Below are 16,301 nucleotides of genomic sequence, written 5' to 3'. Positions count from 1 at the left end.
GTGGCACATCCGGATACTTACCGCCCGGCCCCCGGAACTATTCCGACGGATCCGGGCGTGTACAAATTTCGCGACGAATCAGGGCGCGTCGTGTACGTTGGCAAGGCCAAGAATCTCCGCGCTCGGCTGTCGAACTACTTTCAGGACCCCGCCCAGCTGCACCCACGCACGAAGCAGATGGTGTTCACCGCCTCGCAGGTGGAGTGGACCGTGGTGGCCAGCGAGGTGGAAGCACTACAGCTGGAGTACACGTGGATTAAGCGCTTCGACCCGTGGTTCAACGTCATGTACCGCGACGACAAAACCTACCCCATGTTGGCGGTCAGCGTGGGCGAGAAGTTTCCGCGCGCGTTTTTCTATCGTGGACCGAAGCGTAAGGGCGTGCGCTATTTCGGCCCCTACTCCCACGCGTGGGCCGTGCGTGAGACTCTCGATCTGCTCACCCGCGTCTTCCCGGTGCGCACGTGCTCCAAGGGGGTATTTAACAGGCACGAATCTTTGGGCAGGCCTTGCTTGCTGGGCTACATCGACAAGTGTGCGGCCCCGTGTGTGGGGCGTGTCGACGAGGCGCAGCACGACGAGATCGTCTCTGGTTTTATGGGCTTTCTGTCGGGACGCACGGAACCGGTGACGAAGGAACTCACGCGCCGCATGATGGAGGCCAGCGAAAACCTCGAGTTCGAGAAGGCCGCCAAACTGCGCGATGACCTTGACGCTATTAAAAAGGTGACGGAGCGCCAGACTGTGGTACTCAGTACCGACACGGATGCAGATGTTATCGCCTTTTCCACCGATGAGCTGGAAGCAGCCGTGCAGGTGTTCAATGTGCGTGACGGAAGGATCCGTGCTCAGCGCGGGTGGGTCGTCGAAAAGACCGGCGATGAGCCAGGCAGCATGGAGCGTCGCGACGACGCCGAGCCCGATCCGGCAATCCCGGTGCTGATGCAAAACTTCCTTGTCCAGTACTACTCGGACGCCGTAGAGCGTGCTGAAGCTGAAGCCGAAGAAGACAAGAAGATCGAGCAAAACAAGATTCGCCGCAGGGGGGTGGACCAGGAGTCGCACGCCCCGGTGCGTGTCTACAACCCAGTGCCCCGCGAGATCCTCGTGGAGGTCATGCCTGACGAGGCGGAGGAAGTCCAAGTGCTGCTCAGCGAACTGCGTGGCTCCCAGGTAGACCTGCGCGTGCCGCAGCGTGGTGATAAGGCCGCCTTGATGGAGACGGTGCACCGTAACGCGGTGGAAGCGCTGCACCAGCACAAGTTGAAGCGCGTGGGTGATCTCACGGCGCGCTCGCAAGCGCTGCAGGACATCCAGGATGCGCTGGGGCTGGATCAAGCTCCGCTGCGCATTGAGTGCACTGATATCTCGCATATCCAAGGCACGGATGTGGTGGCATCGCTAGTGGTATTTGAGGACGGACTGCCGAAGAAGAATGACTACCGGCGTTACCGCATCAAGGAGGCCGCCGGCGATGGGCGCAGCGACGATGTGGGCTCGATTGCAGAGGTCACTCGTCGTCGTTTTAAGCGCTACAACGCCGATAAGCTGGCGAACCCGGAGGAGCTCGATGTCGACGAGACGGTCTTCGCGGACGAAATCACTGAGGTAGAGACCACGGATGCTACCGCTGTGTCTGCCGCGACCGCGGCGGCGGAAGGGCGTAAGTTTGCCTACCCGCCGAATCTGTTCATCGTCGATGGTGGAAAGCCCCAGGTCAATGCCGCCCAGGCCGTGTTTGATGAACTCGGTGTCGTAGACGTCACGCTGATCGGTCTAGCCAAGCGCCTCGAGGAAGTATGGGTGCCTGACGACGACGAACCGGTGATTCTGCCACGCAACTCTCAGGGAATGTACCTTCTCCAGCAAGTTCGTGATGAGGCGCACCGTTTTGCCATCAACTACCACCGACAGAAGCGGTCGAAACGAATGCGCGCCTCCGCTCTTGACGGGGTGCCGGGGTTGGGGCCGACGCGGAAGAGCGATTTGGTGAAGCACTTCGGCAGCGTGAAAAAGATTCGGGAGGCTTCTGTTGACGCGATAGCGGAGGCTCCGGGGATTGGACCGAAGCTAGCGGCAACTGTTTATGAACATTTGCACATCGAACAATAGCGATTCGATACCATGGGTGCCATGACAAACGACATTGCACTGGATGGTCCTATCCCGCCGGTGATTATTACCGGGTTGTCCGGAGGCGGCCTGTCTTCCGCCGCGAAGGTTTTCGAGGATAAGGGATTTTTCGTCCCCCAAAATCTCCCTCCGCAGTTGATTGAAGAGATGGTAGAGCTGGCTACCGCGGATGACTCACCGGTCGATCGCATCGCGATTGTCACCGACGTCCGCGCCCGCATGTTTAATGGCTCGCTCTTGGGCACGATTCACAACTTGCGGGAGAAGGGCTATGACCCGACGGTGCTCTTCCTAGAAGCGCGTGACGACGTGCTGATCCGGCGTTTCGACGGGGTGCGCCGCACCCACCCGTTGCAGGGTGATGATCCGCTAAGTGCCGGTATCCAGCGCGAACGCGATTCTATTGCGCCGGTGCGTGATCAGGCTGACATCATTATCGATACGTCGAATTTGTCGATCCATGATCTGCGCCGTGCGATCGAGGCCTCTTTCGGCGATGTTGCGAAGAAGAAGCAGCACATCACCATCCAGTCTTTCGGGTTCAAACACGGTGCCCCACGAGATGCCGATTTCATGTTCGATGTGCGCTTCTTGCCGAACCCGTACTGGATTCCGGAGCTCCGGGCTTATCGTGGCACGGATCAGCAGGTCTCTGATTATGTGTTGGCGCAAGACGATGCGCCCGCCTTCGTCGATGGCGTAGTCGAGCTAATCGGGTCTATTTTGCCTGGGTATCGCCACGAGGGGAAGAACTTTATTACGGTAAGTATTGGCTGCACGGGCGGTCACCATCGTTCCGTTGCGATCTCGGAGGAGATCGGTCGTCGTTTGAGCGAGGACGATTCGGTCGACGTGGCAGTGATGCACCGCGACCTCGATAAGAGCTAGCGCAGGGCTGGGTAGAAAGTTTTTCCATGAAGAAATATTCGGGAGATCTGGCCTGCCTAGGTGGGGGCCACGGTCTTTATCAAACATTGCTAGCGGCGCAGTCGCTGACGACGGGTAAAGTCAACGCGGTTGTCACAGTGGCAGACGATGGCGGGTCGTCGGGACGCATCCGGCGTGAGCTTGGCATGATCCCGCCAGGGGATTTGCGGATGGCGTTGGCCGCGCTTGCGCATGACGACGACGCAGGCGCGCTGTCACGCAATCTCTTACAGCATCGCTTCGGTGGCCATGGTGCACTGGCTGGCCACGCTGTGGGCAATCTCATCCTGGCCGGGCTTGCCGAGGAGCTTGGCGACATGCAGCAAGCTTTGGACACTGTGGCGCAATGGACACGGTCGGCAGGGCGCGTGATTCCCCTGTGCAACGAGCCGCTGGATTTAGAAGCCGATGTCGCGGGGCTTGACGACGACCCTCGGGTGATGCGTCCGGTGCGTGGCCAAGTGGCGGTGGCGACCACGCCAGGCCAGGTGCGGCGCGTGCGGGTGATTCCGGAAGCTCCGGCGGCCAACGACAATGCAGTCCAAGCAATTATGGACGCCAGCGTGGTCACACTAGGCCCGGGATCGTGGTTTTCTTCGGTGATTCCGCATGTCCTGGTGCCTGATATCGTCGCTGCGCTCAATGAAACCCCGGCGCTTGTCGTCGTCATCTTGAACCTGTCGCCGGAAGCCGGGGAAACTCATGGTTTTACGACGGAGCGCCACATCCACGTTCTCAGTCAACACGCCCCTGAACTGCGAGTTGATGCTTTTTTGGCCGACAATTACATCAGCCCAACAAAAGGAGAGCGAGGCCACTTGCAGCGGGCTGCGGCCAGCCTCGGTGGGGAGATTGCGTACTATGATGTCCACGTCGCCGATGAGGCTGGGGCGAGCGTGAACAAGCATGACCCGGCCAAGTTGGCAATGGCGCTGCGCGATCTTTACGAAAAGCGCCAGTAGTTCCGGGGACCGTTCTGAAGATCCCATGCGAAGTGAGGTAGAAAGGCAGGCCGATCGTGGCACTGACTGCGAAAGTCAAGGATGAATTATTGCAGGTGTCTCTTGGGGCCCGGGATGACCGGATCGCTGAGGCGACTGCCATGATTCGTTACGCAGGCGAGATTGAGCAGGGCGTGCACGGTCTGACCATCGTCGCCGATTTCGATTCGCGCCCTGTCGCTGATCACTTGGCCGAGCTGATCCGAGAGCTGTGCCCGGCGACAGTGAAGGTGACGACAATTTCTCCAGGTGCCACGACGCGTGAAACCCGCCACGAAGTCACCATCACCGATGGATGCGACGAAGTGATTCGCCGGCTGCATCTGGTGACGGCCTCGGGCCACCCTGTGGTGGGCTTGCCCCGCCAAGTCATTTCGGGCACGGTCAGCCAGGTTGAGGCCGCGTGGCGTGGTGCCTTTCTCGCTCGTGGTGTGTTGTCGGAGCCAGGGCGCTCGTCGACACTGGAAGTGATCTGCCCACGCCAAGAGGCTGCTCTGGCACTTGTCGGCCTTGCACGAAGGCTAAGTGTGTCAGCGAAGACAAAAGAGTCGCGTGGCGTGGAGCGCGTGGTGGTGCGTGACGGCGAAGCGATCGGCATTTTGCTGACCCGGATCGGAGCAACCAGGACGCGGTTGGAGTGGGACGAGAAGCGTAAGAAGCGCATCGTGAAGACGAACGCGAGCCGCCTAGCGAATTTCGACGATGCCAACCTGCGACGTTCCGCTCAGGCAGCTGCAGCGGCGGCTGCGCGGGTGGAACGAGCGATGGAGATTTTGGGCGACGATGTGCCTGAGCACTTAGCGGAGGCCGGGTTCTTGCGCGTACAGCACCGACACGCTTCCTTGGAGGAGCTGGGCCGGTTGGCTGATCCGCAGATGACGAAGGATGCCGTGGCCGGGCGAATCCGGCGTCTGTTGTCGATGGCAGACAAACGTGCGGCTGAACTCGGTATCCCAGATACGCATTCCGCTATTACTAACGATGGCGGCGGCGACTAGATTTCCACATGGCTAGTGGACCGCGATTAACACACCGCTATCTGTTGTGACAAACATCACTGGACAGGATTGGTGATTCGTCACCATCGGAGGAGGAGCGATTGGGGGTAGTCTTCGCGCTCGCACTCGCCTGCTTGTCATGCACTTTGTTGGCTAAAGGCACATTCCGACGATCGCGAATGTGGCAGTTTCGGACAGAATCGGGCAACCTCCCAACGTGGGAAGAAAACAGCGTAAATGCCTTCTGCGAGAAGAGTAGAACCGCGCTAAACTGGTGATTGTCGGACAAAGACCGCTGCTAGATGGCTTTTTTAGTGAGGTTTGTCCGGAAATATTCCCGACTTTAGAGGAGATAGATTAGTGACTACACGCATTGGTATCAACGGTTTCGGACGTATCGGCCGCAACTTCTTCCGCGCAGTTGTCCAGGGCAACTCTGACCTCGAGGTCGTTGCAGTCAACGACCTGACCGACAACAAGACCCTGTCGACCCTGCTGAAGTATGACTCCATCATGGGCCAGCTGGGCAAGGATGTTGAGTTTGACGACGAGTCCATCACCGTCGACGGCAACCGCATCGCTGTCTACGCAGAGCGCGATCCAAAGAACCTGGACTGGGCGAAGCACGATGTTGACATCGTGATCGAGTCCACCGGTTTCTTCACTGACGCTGAGGCGGCAAAGGCGCACATCGACGCTGGTGCGAAGAAGGTTATCATCTCCGCTCCTGCAAAGAACGAGGACGCAACCTTCGTTTACGGTGTGAACCACGAGGATTACGATCCAGAGAACCACAACATCATCTCCGGCGCATCCTGCACCACCAACTGCCTGGCCCCAATGGCAAAGGTCCTGAACGACGAGCTCGGCATCGTCAAGGGCCTGATGACCACCATTCACGCTTACACGGGTGACCAGCGCCTGCACGACGCTCCTCACAAGGACCTGCGTCGCGCACGTGCAGCTGCACAGAACATCGTGCCTACCTCCACTGGTGCGGCTAAGGCCGTAGCCTTGGTTCTGCCAGAGCTCAAGGGCAAGCTGGATGGCTACGCACTGCGCGTCCCAGTCATCACCGGTTCCGCAACCGACCTGACCTTCGAGGCAGGCCGCGAGACCACCGTCGAGGAAGTTAACGAGATCATCAAGAAGGCTTCCACCGGCGACTTCGCAGACACCCTCGGTTACACCGAGGAACCACTGGTGTCCACCGATATCATCGGCGACTCCCACGGTTCGCTGTTCGACGCTGGCCTGACCAAGGTCAACGGCAACCAGGTCAAGGTTGTTTCCTGGTACGACAACGAGTGGGGCTACACCTCTCAGCTGCTGCGTCTGACCGAGCTGGTCGCGTCCAAGCTTTAAGGACACCGCGCCCCAAGCTGCCAGCGTTAAGTCGCGTGCCCTCGCCGGCATGCGCCCGCTGTCGTAGCGCGTAACCTCATGGCGGCCCGGGGTGTGTAAACACACACTTCGGGCCGTTAGTTTTACCCATTAGCAACAAAATTACCTAGGAGCTTGAACTAATGACTGTAAAGAATCTCCAAGACCTGCTCGACGAGGGCGTCGACGGCCGTCACATCCTCGTCCGCTCTGACTTCAACGTGCCACTCAACGATGCCGGCGAGATCACCGACCCAGGCCGCATCGACGCCTCGCTGCCGACCCTCAAGGCCCTGCTCGAAGGTGGCGCAAAGGTCATCGTCATGGCGCACTTGGGCCGCCCTAAGGGCGAACCAGACCCGAAGTACTCCCTGGCACCAGTGGCGGAAGCCCTGTCGGAGCGTCTCGACCAGTATGTTGCGCTGGCTCAGGACGTCTCCGGTGAAGATGCGCACGAGCGCGCCAACGGACTGACCGAGGGCGAGATCCTCTTGCTTGAGAACGTGCGTTTCGACCCGCGTGAGACCTCCAAGGATGAGGCAGAGCGTGGGGAATTCGCCGACGAGCTGGTGGCCCTGGCCGCAGACAACGGTGCGTTCGTATCCGACGGTTTCGGTGTGGTGCACCGCGCGCAGACCTCCGTCTACGATGTCGCGAAGCGATTGCCATCCTATGCCGGCAAGCTAGTGGACAACGAGGTCAGCACCCTGGCAGCGGTGAAGGACAACCCAGAGTCCCCTTATGTCGTCGTTCTCGGCGGCTCCAAGGTCTCTGACAAGCTCGGCGTGATTGAGGCGCTGGCAACCAAGGCGGACCACGTCATCATCGGTGGCGGCATGTGCTACACCTTCCTGACCGCCCAGGGCCACAACACCCAGAAGTCCCTTCTGCAAGAAGAGATGATCGACACGTGCAAGGACCTGCTGGAGCGTTTCGGCGACAAGATCGTTCTGCCCGTCGACTTGGTCGTCGCATCCGAGTTCTCGAACGACGCAGACCGAAAGGTCGTTGATCTTGACGGCACCCCAGAAGGCTGGATGTCCCTCGACATCGGCCCAGAGACCGCGAAGAAGTACGCGGATATCATCAAGGACTCCAAGACTGTGTTCTGGAACGGCCCAATGGGTGTGTTCGAGTTGTCCAACTTCGCTGATGGCACCCGCGCTGTGGCAGAGTCCATGATCGACGCAACCAAGAACAACGGCTCTTTCACTGTTGTCGGTGGTGGCGATTCCGCAGCGTCGGTACGCACCCTCGGTCTCGACGAGGAGGGCTTCTCGCACATCTCCACCGGCGGCGGCGCATCGCTGGAGTTCCTTGAAGGCAAGGATCTGCCAGGCGTTTCCGTCCTGAATTCCTAAACACACTTTTTCACTGAAAGGACACTGTCACTTATGGCACGTAAGCCACTCATCGCCGGCAACTGGAAGATGAACCACGATCACCTGCAGGCCATCGCGGATGTGCAGAAGCTCGCTTTCGCACTGCCAAAGGAAGATTACGAAAAGGTCGACGTTGCGCTGACTGTATCGTTTACCAACATTCGTTCCCTGCAGACCCTCGTAGAGGGCGATGACCTGAAGATCACCTACGGCGCGCAGGACATCTCTCAGCATGACTCTGGCGCCTACACCGGCGAGGTGTCCGGCGAGATGCTGTCCAAGCTGGGCTGCGCCTGGGCAGTTGTGGGCCACTCGGAGCGCCGCCAGTACCACCATGAGACCGACGAGATCGTCGCTGCCAAGGCAAAGGCGGCTCTGAAGTGGGGGATTAGCCCCATCGTGTGTGTTGGCGAGCCCCTGGAAATCCGCGAGGCAGGCACCCACGTCGACTACGTGGTGGAGCAGACCCGCAACTCGCTTGCTGGCCTGAGCACCGAGGAGCTGTCCAAGACCGTCATCGCATACGAGCCTGTGTGGGCAATCGGCACCGGTAAGGTTGCCTCCGCCGCAGACGCACAGGAGGTCAATGCTGCAATCCGCAAGGCAGTCGCAGAGCTTGCCGACGACGACGTCGCCGCCAACATGCGCATCCTCTACGGTGGCTCCGTCAAGACGGAAACGATTGCGGAGATCATTTCCCAGCCGGATGTCGACGGCGGCCTCGTTGGTGGTGCTTCGCTCGACGGCTACGATTTCGCGAAGCTGTGCGCAGCCGCAGCAGACGCAACCAACTAAGAAGGGGTTCACACTCCCGCTAGCCCCGAAGAACCCGCTTTCTTCGGGGCTTCTCCGTACTATCTCAATTAGGGAACACTGTTTGATGTCTACGCACGACCATCTCCAAGAGGACATTCGCTACCTAGGCCGGATCCTCGGACAAATCATCGCCGATCAAGAAGGCGAGGACGTGTTTAACCGCGTCGAGTCCGCACGTCAGGCCGCTTTCGAGATCGCCAAGGGCGAAGCTGAACTTTCAGTACTGACTGACATGTTCGACAATATCGCGCCCGACGACGCCACCCCCGTCATCCGCGCATTCAGCCACTTCGCACTCATGGCCAACCTGGCCGAAGACCTTCACGACGAGTGGAAGCGTGAAAAAGCAGCCGACAACGGTGAAGCCCCGAAGGACTCCACCCTCGAGGCAACCTGGGAGAAGCTGGCGGCATCCGAGGTGACGGAAGCGGAGGTCGCTTCGTCGTTAAGCGACGGCCTTGTCGCCCCAGTGCTCACTGCTCACCCCACCGAAACCCGCCGCCGCACCGTCTTTGATGCGCAGAAGCACATCACGCGTCTGATGATGGAGCGTCATCGCATTCTCGAGGTTCCCGAAACGGCGCGTACGCAGCAGAAACTTGAGGCAGTCGAAAGCGATATCCGGCGCCGGATGACCCTGCTGTGGCAAACCGCTCTGATTCGCGTCGCTCGTCCGCGCATCGAGGATGAGGTCGAGGTGGGACTGCGCTACTACAAGCTCAGCTTGCTGGAGGAGATTCCGCGTATCAACCGCGACGTGTTCACGGCTCTTGGGGAAAGCTACGGGCCAGAGGCGGTCACGGGCGCGATCGTGCGTCCTGGTTCCTGGGTCGGCGGCGACCATGACGGCAACCCTTATGTCACGGCCGACACGCTCGACTACGCAACCCGCCGCGCAGCCCAGGTCGTGCTGCAGCACTATGAGACCCAACTGCATGCGCTTGAGCACGAGTTGAGCTTGTCGGACCGCATGACCGATGTTACGGTCGAGCTGATCGCACTGGCATCCGAAGGCCACAACAACGTCCCTTCGCGTATCGACGAACCCTACCGCCGCGCCATCCACGGCATCCGGGGACGGATTCGTCGCACACACGAACACCTCCTGGGCCCTGGATCTTTGGAAGGCAATTGGCACGAAGTCTTTGAACCATACGAGCTGGCGACCGATTTCTTGGCGGACCTAGACGTGATCGATGCGTCGTTACGCGCCTCCAACGACGCGATCATCGCCGACGACCGCCTGCTAAACCTGCGCTCCGCGGTAGCGACGTTCGGATTCCACCTGTATTCGATCGACCTACGCCAGAATTCCGAGAGCTTCGAGGACGTGATCAGCGAGCTGTTCGCCGTGGCGCGTGTCGACGAAGACTACCGGGCGCTGAGCGAAGACGAAAAGGTTGCGCTGCTGACTGCTGAACTGCAGACCCCCCGGCCGCTCATGCCGAGCTCATCGCACCAGTACAGCGAAGCCACTGCCCGTGAAATGAGCCTGTTGCGTCAGGCTAAGCATGCCGTGGATGCGTTCGGTGCGGACATGGTGCCGCACCAGATCATCTCGATGGCCCAGTCTGTGTCCGACATTTTGGAGCCCATGGTCCTGCTCAAGGAGGTGGGCTTAATCCGGGCCGATGGCAACCAGCCGACCGGGGAGATCGACATTATCCCGCTGTTCGAAACCATCGAAGACCTCGAAGCCGGCGCCGGCATTTTGCGCGACCTGTGGGACCTGCCGCTCTACCGCGCTTACTTGCGCCAGCGCGGGGACCTGCAGGAAGTGATGCTGGGCTACTCCGACTCCAACAAGGACGGCGGATTCTTCGCTGCCAGCTGGGCGCTGTACGACGCCGAAATCAGACTGGTTGAGCTTGGCAAAGACGAAGGAGTGCGCCTGCGCCTATTCCACGGCCGCGGTGGCACTGTCGGCCGTGGTGGCGGCCCGTCCTACGACGCGATCCTGGCCCAGCCCGAGGGTGCTGTTGACGGTAGCGTCCGTGTCACTGAGCAAGGCGAGATCATTTCCGCCAAGTACGGCAACCCGGCCACCGCCCGACGTAACCTGGAAGCACTCGTTTCCGCGACGATTGAGGCCAGCCTGCTGCCGGTCGGCAAGATCGACGACCATGAGCGCGCCTGCGAAATCATGGGGGAGATCTCCGCGTTGTCCCAAAAGAAGTACAGCGGGCTTGTCCACGAGGACCCCGGCTTCATCCAGTACTTCACGCAGTCCACGCCTGTCGACGAAATCGGCGAGCTCAACATCGGTTCCCGCCCGTCTTCGCGCAAGCAGACCCAGGACGTTTCGGATCTTCGCGCCATTCCGTGGGTGCTGGCCTGGTCCCAGTCGCGTGCAGCGATCCCGGGCTGGTTCGGCGTTGGCTCCGCACTGTCCTGGTGGGTCGGTGAAGGAGAGGACGCCGACAACCGCCTCAACGAACTGCGCGACCTCTACGAACACTGGCCATGGTTCAACTCGACCTTGTCCAACATGGCGCAGGTCATGGCCAAGGCAGAGATGCGCCTGGTGGAGCGGTACTCGCGCCTGGTGTCCGACAAGGAGGTCGCCGAGCGCATCTGCCGGGTGATCAAGGAGGAATTCGAGCTCACCTTGACGATGCTGTCACGCATCACGGGTTCCAACGATCTACTCGCCGACAACCCGGCATTGGCCCGCTCGGTGCGTTCGCGCTTCCCTTACTTGCTGCCGCTGAACGTCATTCAGCTGGAGCTGCTGCGCCGCCACCGCGCCGGTGATCACCGCACTGGTGTGTCGCGAGGCATCCAGCTGACGATGAATGGTCTTGCTACCGCGCTGCGTAACTCAGGCTAGGCGGCTACACGGCATTTGATCGCTGTGGTGTAGACTTGATCAAGTTCCACGATCCAGACGAAAGAGGACACGACCTACCATGACGTTGGCATTGCAGATCATCCTGGTTATCGCTGCAATTTTGATGACCATCTTCGTGCTGCTGCACAAGGGCAAGGGTGGCGGCCTGTCCAGCCTCTTCGGCGGCGGTGTGCAGTCGAACCTATCCGGCTCCACCGTGGTGGAGAAGAACCTCGACCGCATCACTATCTTGATGGCGATTATCTGGATCGCGTGCATCGTCGGATTGAACTTGATTCAGGCCTACGTCTAACACACGCTTAACGACGAAAATCCTCCTCACCGCTGTTTGGTGAGGAGGATTTCTCGTGTCGTTTATAGGTGTGCTGCCGCGTTCTCGGCGACAAACAGCACCGTTTCCTGTCGGCCCTGTGCACCGGCGGCTGGCCAATCGTCGGCAGGCGAGCGCCGTGCGACATGACCGGCTGCCTCGGCCTTGTCCTCGCCGGCAATGAGGAACCAGACACGTTCTGCGCGTGCCACTGCAGGAAGCGTCAGCGTGGTGCGCTCCGGTGGGGGCTTCGGCGAGTCTGTCACGGCAATGACGAGGCGTTCAGTTTCGCGCACCGCGTCAGTATGGGGGAACAGCGAGTTGATGTGGCCTTCGTAGCCCATCCCAAGCAGGTGGATATCGAAACCCTGCGGTGAGGTGGTCGTGATCACTTGCTCATACTCACGCGCAGAAGACTCCATGTCTACCTCACCCAGGCCATAGCCGTGGATGCGGTCGGCGGGAATATCGACCTTGTTCAGCAGCGCGTCGCGGGCCTGGCCCTCGTTAGAGTCGGGGTGGTCGACGGGGACGTTGCGCTCGTCGCCAAAGTAGACATGGACCTTAGCCCAGTCAATCCCTTCGATGGAGGCCAACTTTTCAAGGGTGGCGATTCCCGCAGTGCCCCCAGTCAGGACGACGTGAGCGACACCATCGCGGTTCACACCGCTATCAGCGCTTGCCTGGATTTCTTTCAGGACGTCAGCGAAGTGCTGGGCGGCTGTGGTCGTCAGCTCGTCAAGATCAGAAACTTGATTAATTGTTACCATATGTACTCCTTTCGGTAGTGATCGACTTAGTAGTTGACCTGAACGTGCGCCAAGCCTTCTAGTGCCTGCGCGTAAGCCACATCGGGGTCAAGGTGGCGCAGCTCCTCGGCAAGGCATTCCGTGTCGGTGCGGATATTGGCCGCCACGAGTGAATCGGGCTGGTTGGGAAAAGCGAGGCGCATGGTGCGTTCGTCGAGAACCTCTACGACGAGCGGGCCAGACGCGCGGTGCAGCGTGACCGAGCGGATGGAGAACAGCGTCTGCTTATCCTCTTCATCAGGACGGAACGAGTTACGTGTGACCGGTACTCGCAGGCGGTCCGCCAACCACCCTGCAGCAATGTCCACGCTTGGGTTATCGGCAGGTCCGACAATCTCGGCGGACTCGACTGGTTCGTGCGGGTAACGGTCCAGGGCGGAGGCCACGATGCCACGCCACGGGGTGATGCGTGACCACATCATGTCCGAATCTCCCGGCGTGTAGCCGTTGGACAGGCGCAGCAGCGCGTTGCCAGAGACATTGTGGCGGGCGTTGGTGATCCGTCGTTGCGCAATCTTGCCCAGGGGGTGCTCCGCAGGACGCGCGGGGGCCGTGGTAGGCCACCACGCCACGATTGGGGTATCGGGCAACAGTAGTGGCGTGACGATCGATGCGATCTCCTCAGTGAGTGCACCGTAGAGATTCATGACCACCATTTCGGAAGCACCAGCATCCGCGGCGAGGATCGCCTTTGCGTCCATCTTGGTTTCCGCGTGGCGGTCATGCGAGATCAGCACGAGTACGCGCGATGGATGCTCGTGGGATGCATCACGCACCGTGTCGAGCAGTTCGTCGAGTTTATCGTCGGCACGCGCCACGACGATTAACGTGAGCACACGCCCGGTCGCGAGCGAAAAGTTATCTTGGGCCTCCAGCAGCGTCTTCGAGATCTCTCGTATGCTGGTATCAGGCAAGTTCAAAATCATGAAAAGGTTCCTTTCAACCAGGTGCCCGGTTAAGGGCGACGCCAGGTGTGTCCGTTACGTGCCAACATGTCATCTGCCGATTGCGGGCCCCACGTGCCCGCCTCATACTCATCGGGGCGGCCGCCGGTGTGCCAGTGTTCGATGATCGGGTCGAGGATCTCCCAGCTACGCTCCACCTCATCGTTGGTGGGGAAGAGGGAGGAATCTTCTAACAAAGCATCGAGGATCAGGCGCTCGTAGGCCTCCGGGGATTCCTCGGTGAATGCTTCCGAGTAGGAGAAGTCCATATTCACATCGCGGACCTCCATGGTGTAGCCCGGTACCTTGGAGCCGAAGCGCATGAGCACGCCCTCGTCGGGCTGCACGCGGATGACCACGGCATTGTTGCCCAGGGATCCGGTCTTTTCCTCGTCGAATGGCTGGTGCGGTGCCTCCTTGAAGACCAGGGCGATCTCGGTGACGCGGCGGCCGAGGCGCTTACCGGTACGCAGGTAAAACGGCACGCCCGCCCATCGACGAGAATTGATCTCTAGGGTGCAGGCAGCGTAGGTTTCGGTGGTTGACTCCGGATCAAAACCTTCTTCGTCGCGCAGGCCTGGCACGTGCTGTGAGCCCTGCCAACCCTCGGTGTACTGGCCGCGCGCTGTGGTCTCGTCGAGAGGCAACACTGGCGTGGTCGCGCGCAGCACCTTCAGCTTTTCGGCGCGCAATGACTTCGGCGAAAAGTTCAGTGGCTCCTCCATCGCCACCAGCGCTAGGAGCTGGAGCAGGTGGTTCTGGATCACGTCGCGCGCAGCACCGATGCCGTCGTAGTAGCCAGCACGCCCGCCCAAGCCGATGTCTTCGGCCATGGTGATCTGGACGTGGTCGATATGGTGCGCGTTCCACAGTGGCTCGAACAGCTGGTTAGCAAAACGTAAAGCCAGGATGTTCTGCACGGTTTCCTTACCAAGGTAGTGGTCGATGCGGAAAACCGACTGCTCCGGGAACACGTTGTTGACGATCGCGTTCAGTTCCTTCGCGGACTCCAAGTCATCGCCGAAGGGCTTCTCGATGATCACACGACGCCAGGAATCCTCACCCGCCTGGGCCATGCCGGCACGGTCGAGCTGATACACCACATCGGCGAAAGCGGATGGTGGAATAGATAGGTAAAAGGCCCAGTTGCCGCCGGTTCCGCGGGTAGAGTCCATCTCCGCCAACGTGTCTGCCAGGTTATCGAAGGCTTGATCGTCGTTAAATGCACCGGAGACGAACTGCATGCCCTCGGCCAAACGTGTCCACACGTGCTCTTCGAACTTGGTTCGCGCCCCTGCCTCGACGGAACCCCGGACATAATCCTCGAAGTCCTGCTTCGACCAATCGCGCCGCCCGAAGCCGACGAGGGTAAACCCGGCCGGCAACAGACCACGACTAGCGAGGTCATAGACAGCGGGGAGCAGCTTTTTGTATGCAAGGTCACCGGTAACACCGAAGATGACCATTCCCGACGGGCCTGCGATACGTGGCAGTCGCTTGTCGCGTGGATTGCGTAAGGGGTTGACCCACTGGGTAGCGCTATCAGTCACGAGAAACCTTTCGCTGAAGAAATAATTCTATAGATAAAAATACCAAGTCCCGGCTACCGCCAGAATAGTCGGTCGCCGGGACTTTGGGGCAGAAGTGCTTACTTCAGCTGAGTCTCCATGGAGTCGAGGAGCTCTTGCCAGGAGTCGACGAACTTCTCGACGCCCTCACGCTCAAGAACCTTGACCACATCGTCGAGGTCAATGCCGACCTCTTCAAGCTGCTGGAAGATCTTCTGAGCAGACGAGGTGAAACCAGTCAGGGTGTCACCGTGGAGCTTCTCCGTGTCCAAAGCGGCGTCAATGGTTGCCTCGGGCATGGTGTTGACGGTGTCCGGACCAGCCAACTCGGTCACATACAGGGTTGGAGAGTAGTCCGGGTTCTTCACACCGGTGGACGCCCACAGTGGACGCTGCTTGTTCGCACCGGCAGGAAGATCGTCGTTAGCGAACTCGTCCAGGAACAGGCGGTAGGCAAGTCGAGCATTAGCGACACCGGCCCGGCCCTTCAGATCCTTCGCCTCCTTAGTGCCGATCTCGTCGAGACGCTGATCAACTTCGGTGTCCATGCGGGAGACAAAGAAGGATGCAACCGAGAAGATCTTGGAGACGTCCTTGCCGGCCTCAGCCGCGCGCTTGATGCCGTCCTTGTATGCCTCGATGACCTGCTTGTAGCGCTCAACGCTGAAGATCAGCGTGACGTTAACGGAGATGCCCTCTGCGAGGGCATCAGAGACAGCGCGCAGGGACTCGTCGGTAGCTGGGATCTTGATCATGACGTTCTCACGATCAACCTTCTCCCACAGCTCCTTGGCCTGCTTCAGCGTGCCTTCCTCATCAGCGGAGATACGAGGGTCAACCTCGATGGAGACGCGGCCGTCCTCGCCATTGGTGGCCTTGTAGACATCGGCAAAGATATCGCAGGCATCCTGCACATCCTTGATGGACATGGCGTAGACCGCGGTGTCCACGTCTGCGCCCTGTTCCTTCAGCTCGGCGATCTGCTCGTCGTAAGCATTGCCGGTGGACATCGCCTTAGCAAAGATCGCTGGGTTGGTAGTCACACCGACGATGGACTTCGAGTCCTTGACCTCTTGCAGGTTGCCGGACTTAATGCGATCGCGAGACAGGTCGTCGAGCCATGTCGACGTACCGATATCCGCTAGCTTGTCGATTGTGTTCATAAAGTTCATTCCTTTC

General features: G+C 59.9%; 13 protein-coding genes. 9 read left to right on the top strand and 4 right to left on the bottom strand.

Features of this window, described 5'->3' with window-relative positions:
• From uvrC to secG, 9 genes are all read left to right on the top strand, one after another.
• Entirely contained in the window at positions 1-2,112 is a 2,112-nt protein-coding gene (uvrC, locus tag ACHFGA_RS09270; protein WP_394282103.1) for an excinuclease ABC subunit UvrC, read from the top strand.
• A 21-nt stretch (positions 2,113-2,133) separates the two neighbouring features.
• Positions 2,134-3,021: an RNase adapter RapZ gene (gene rapZ, locus ACHFGA_RS09265; protein WP_394282102.1), complete on the top strand. Its 888-nt coding sequence runs from the start codon at positions 2,134-2,136 to the stop codon at positions 3,019-3,021.
• 26 nt (positions 3,022-3,047) lie between these two features.
• Positions 3,048-4,022: a uridine diphosphate-N-acetylglucosamine-binding protein YvcK gene (gene yvcK, locus ACHFGA_RS09260; protein WP_394282101.1), complete on the top strand. Its 975-nt coding sequence runs from the start codon at positions 3,048-3,050 to the stop codon at positions 4,020-4,022.
• A gap of 56 nt (positions 4,023-4,078) precedes the next feature.
• On the top strand, positions 4,079-5,059 hold the full coding sequence (whiA, locus tag ACHFGA_RS09255) for a DNA-binding protein WhiA (RefSeq protein ID WP_394282100.1): 981 nt from the start codon (positions 4,079-4,081) through the stop codon (positions 5,057-5,059).
• Between the two features lie 360 nt (positions 5,060-5,419).
• Positions 5,420-6,424, top strand: a complete 1,005-nt coding sequence (gene gap, locus ACHFGA_RS09250) for a type I glyceraldehyde-3-phosphate dehydrogenase (RefSeq protein ID WP_394282099.1) — start codon at positions 5,420-5,422, stop codon at positions 6,422-6,424.
• A 161-nt stretch (positions 6,425-6,585) separates the two neighbouring features.
• Positions 6,586-7,803 (top strand): phosphoglycerate kinase, encoded by a 1,218-nt coding sequence (locus ACHFGA_RS09245; RefSeq protein ID WP_394282098.1) that lies wholly within the window; start codon positions 6,586-6,588, stop codon positions 7,801-7,803.
• Positions 7,804-7,836: 33 nt separating this feature from the next.
• Positions 7,837-8,619 (top strand): triose-phosphate isomerase, encoded by a 783-nt coding sequence (gene tpiA, locus ACHFGA_RS09240; protein WP_394282097.1) that lies wholly within the window; start codon positions 7,837-7,839, stop codon positions 8,617-8,619.
• 85 nt (positions 8,620-8,704) lie between these two features.
• Positions 8,705-11,470 (top strand): phosphoenolpyruvate carboxylase, encoded by a 2,766-nt coding sequence (gene ppc / locus ACHFGA_RS09235; RefSeq protein ID WP_394282096.1) that lies wholly within the window; start codon positions 8,705-8,707, stop codon positions 11,468-11,470.
• A 79-nt stretch (positions 11,471-11,549) separates the two neighbouring features.
• Positions 11,550-11,783, top strand: a complete 234-nt coding sequence (gene secG, locus ACHFGA_RS09230; RefSeq protein WP_018582011.1) for a preprotein translocase subunit SecG — start codon at positions 11,550-11,552, stop codon at positions 11,781-11,783.
• 62 nt (positions 11,784-11,845) lie between these two features.
• Here secG and pgl read toward each other — a convergent pair whose 3' ends face one another.
• The 4 genes from pgl to tal all read right to left on the bottom strand — a co-directional run bounded on the left by pgl (position 11,846) and on the right by tal (position 16,285).
• Positions 11,846-12,571: a 6-phosphogluconolactonase gene (gene pgl, locus ACHFGA_RS09225; RefSeq protein ID WP_394282095.1), complete on the bottom strand. Its 726-nt coding sequence runs from the start codon at positions 12,569-12,571 to the stop codon at positions 11,846-11,848.
• Between the two features lie 26 nt (positions 12,572-12,597).
• A complete protein-coding gene (locus tag ACHFGA_RS09220; RefSeq protein ID WP_394282094.1) occupies positions 12,598-13,536 on the bottom strand; it encodes a glucose-6-phosphate dehydrogenase assembly protein OpcA in 939 nt (312 codons plus the stop codon).
• Positions 13,537-13,565: 29 nt separating this feature from the next.
• Entirely contained in the window at positions 13,566-15,104 is a 1,539-nt protein-coding gene (zwf, locus tag ACHFGA_RS09215) for a glucose-6-phosphate dehydrogenase (protein WP_394282093.1), read from the bottom strand.
• Between the two features lie 98 nt (positions 15,105-15,202).
• A complete protein-coding gene (gene tal, locus ACHFGA_RS09210; RefSeq protein WP_394282092.1) occupies positions 15,203-16,285 on the bottom strand; it encodes a transaldolase in 1,083 nt (360 codons plus the stop codon).
• Positions 16,286-16,301: the final 16 nt, after the last annotated feature.

This window comes from Corynebacterium sp. (assembly GCF_043426755.1).
GTDB lineage: Bacteria > Actinomycetota > Actinomycetes > Mycobacteriales > Mycobacteriaceae > Corynebacterium.
The sequence above is the reverse complement of the archived record's forward strand: the minus strand, read 5'-3'. Positions and strand labels throughout refer to the sequence as shown.

Excerpts from the sequence above, each read along its gene's own strand:
- rapZ (WP_394282102.1), top strand. The coding sequence starts at position 2,134 with ATGACAAACGACATTGCACTGGATGGTCCTATCCCGCCGGTGATTATT.
- yvcK (WP_394282101.1), top strand. The coding sequence starts at position 3,048 with ATGAAGAAATATTCGGGAGATCTGGCCTGCCTAGGTGGGGGCCACGGT.
- ACHFGA_RS09245 (WP_394282098.1), top strand. The coding sequence starts at position 6,586 with ATGACTGTAAAGAATCTCCAAGACCTGCTCGACGAGGGCGTCGACGGC.
- tpiA (WP_394282097.1), top strand. The coding sequence starts at position 7,837 with ATGGCACGTAAGCCACTCATCGCCGGCAACTGGAAGATGAACCACGAT.
- ppc (WP_394282096.1), top strand. The coding sequence starts at position 8,705 with ATGTCTACGCACGACCATCTCCAAGAGGACATTCGCTACCTAGGCCGG.
- secG (WP_018582011.1), top strand. The coding sequence starts at position 11,550 with ATGACGTTGGCATTGCAGATCATCCTGGTTATCGCTGCAATTTTGATG.
- pgl (WP_394282095.1), bottom strand. The coding sequence starts at position 12,571 with ATGGTAACAATTAATCAAGTTTCTGATCTTGACGAGCTGACGACCACA.
- ACHFGA_RS09220 (WP_394282094.1), bottom strand. The coding sequence starts at position 13,536 with ATGATTTTGAACTTGCCTGATACCAGCATACGAGAGATCTCGAAGACG.
- tal (WP_394282092.1), bottom strand. The coding sequence starts at position 16,285 with ATGAACACAATCGACAAGCTAGCGGATATCGGTACGTCGACATGGCTC.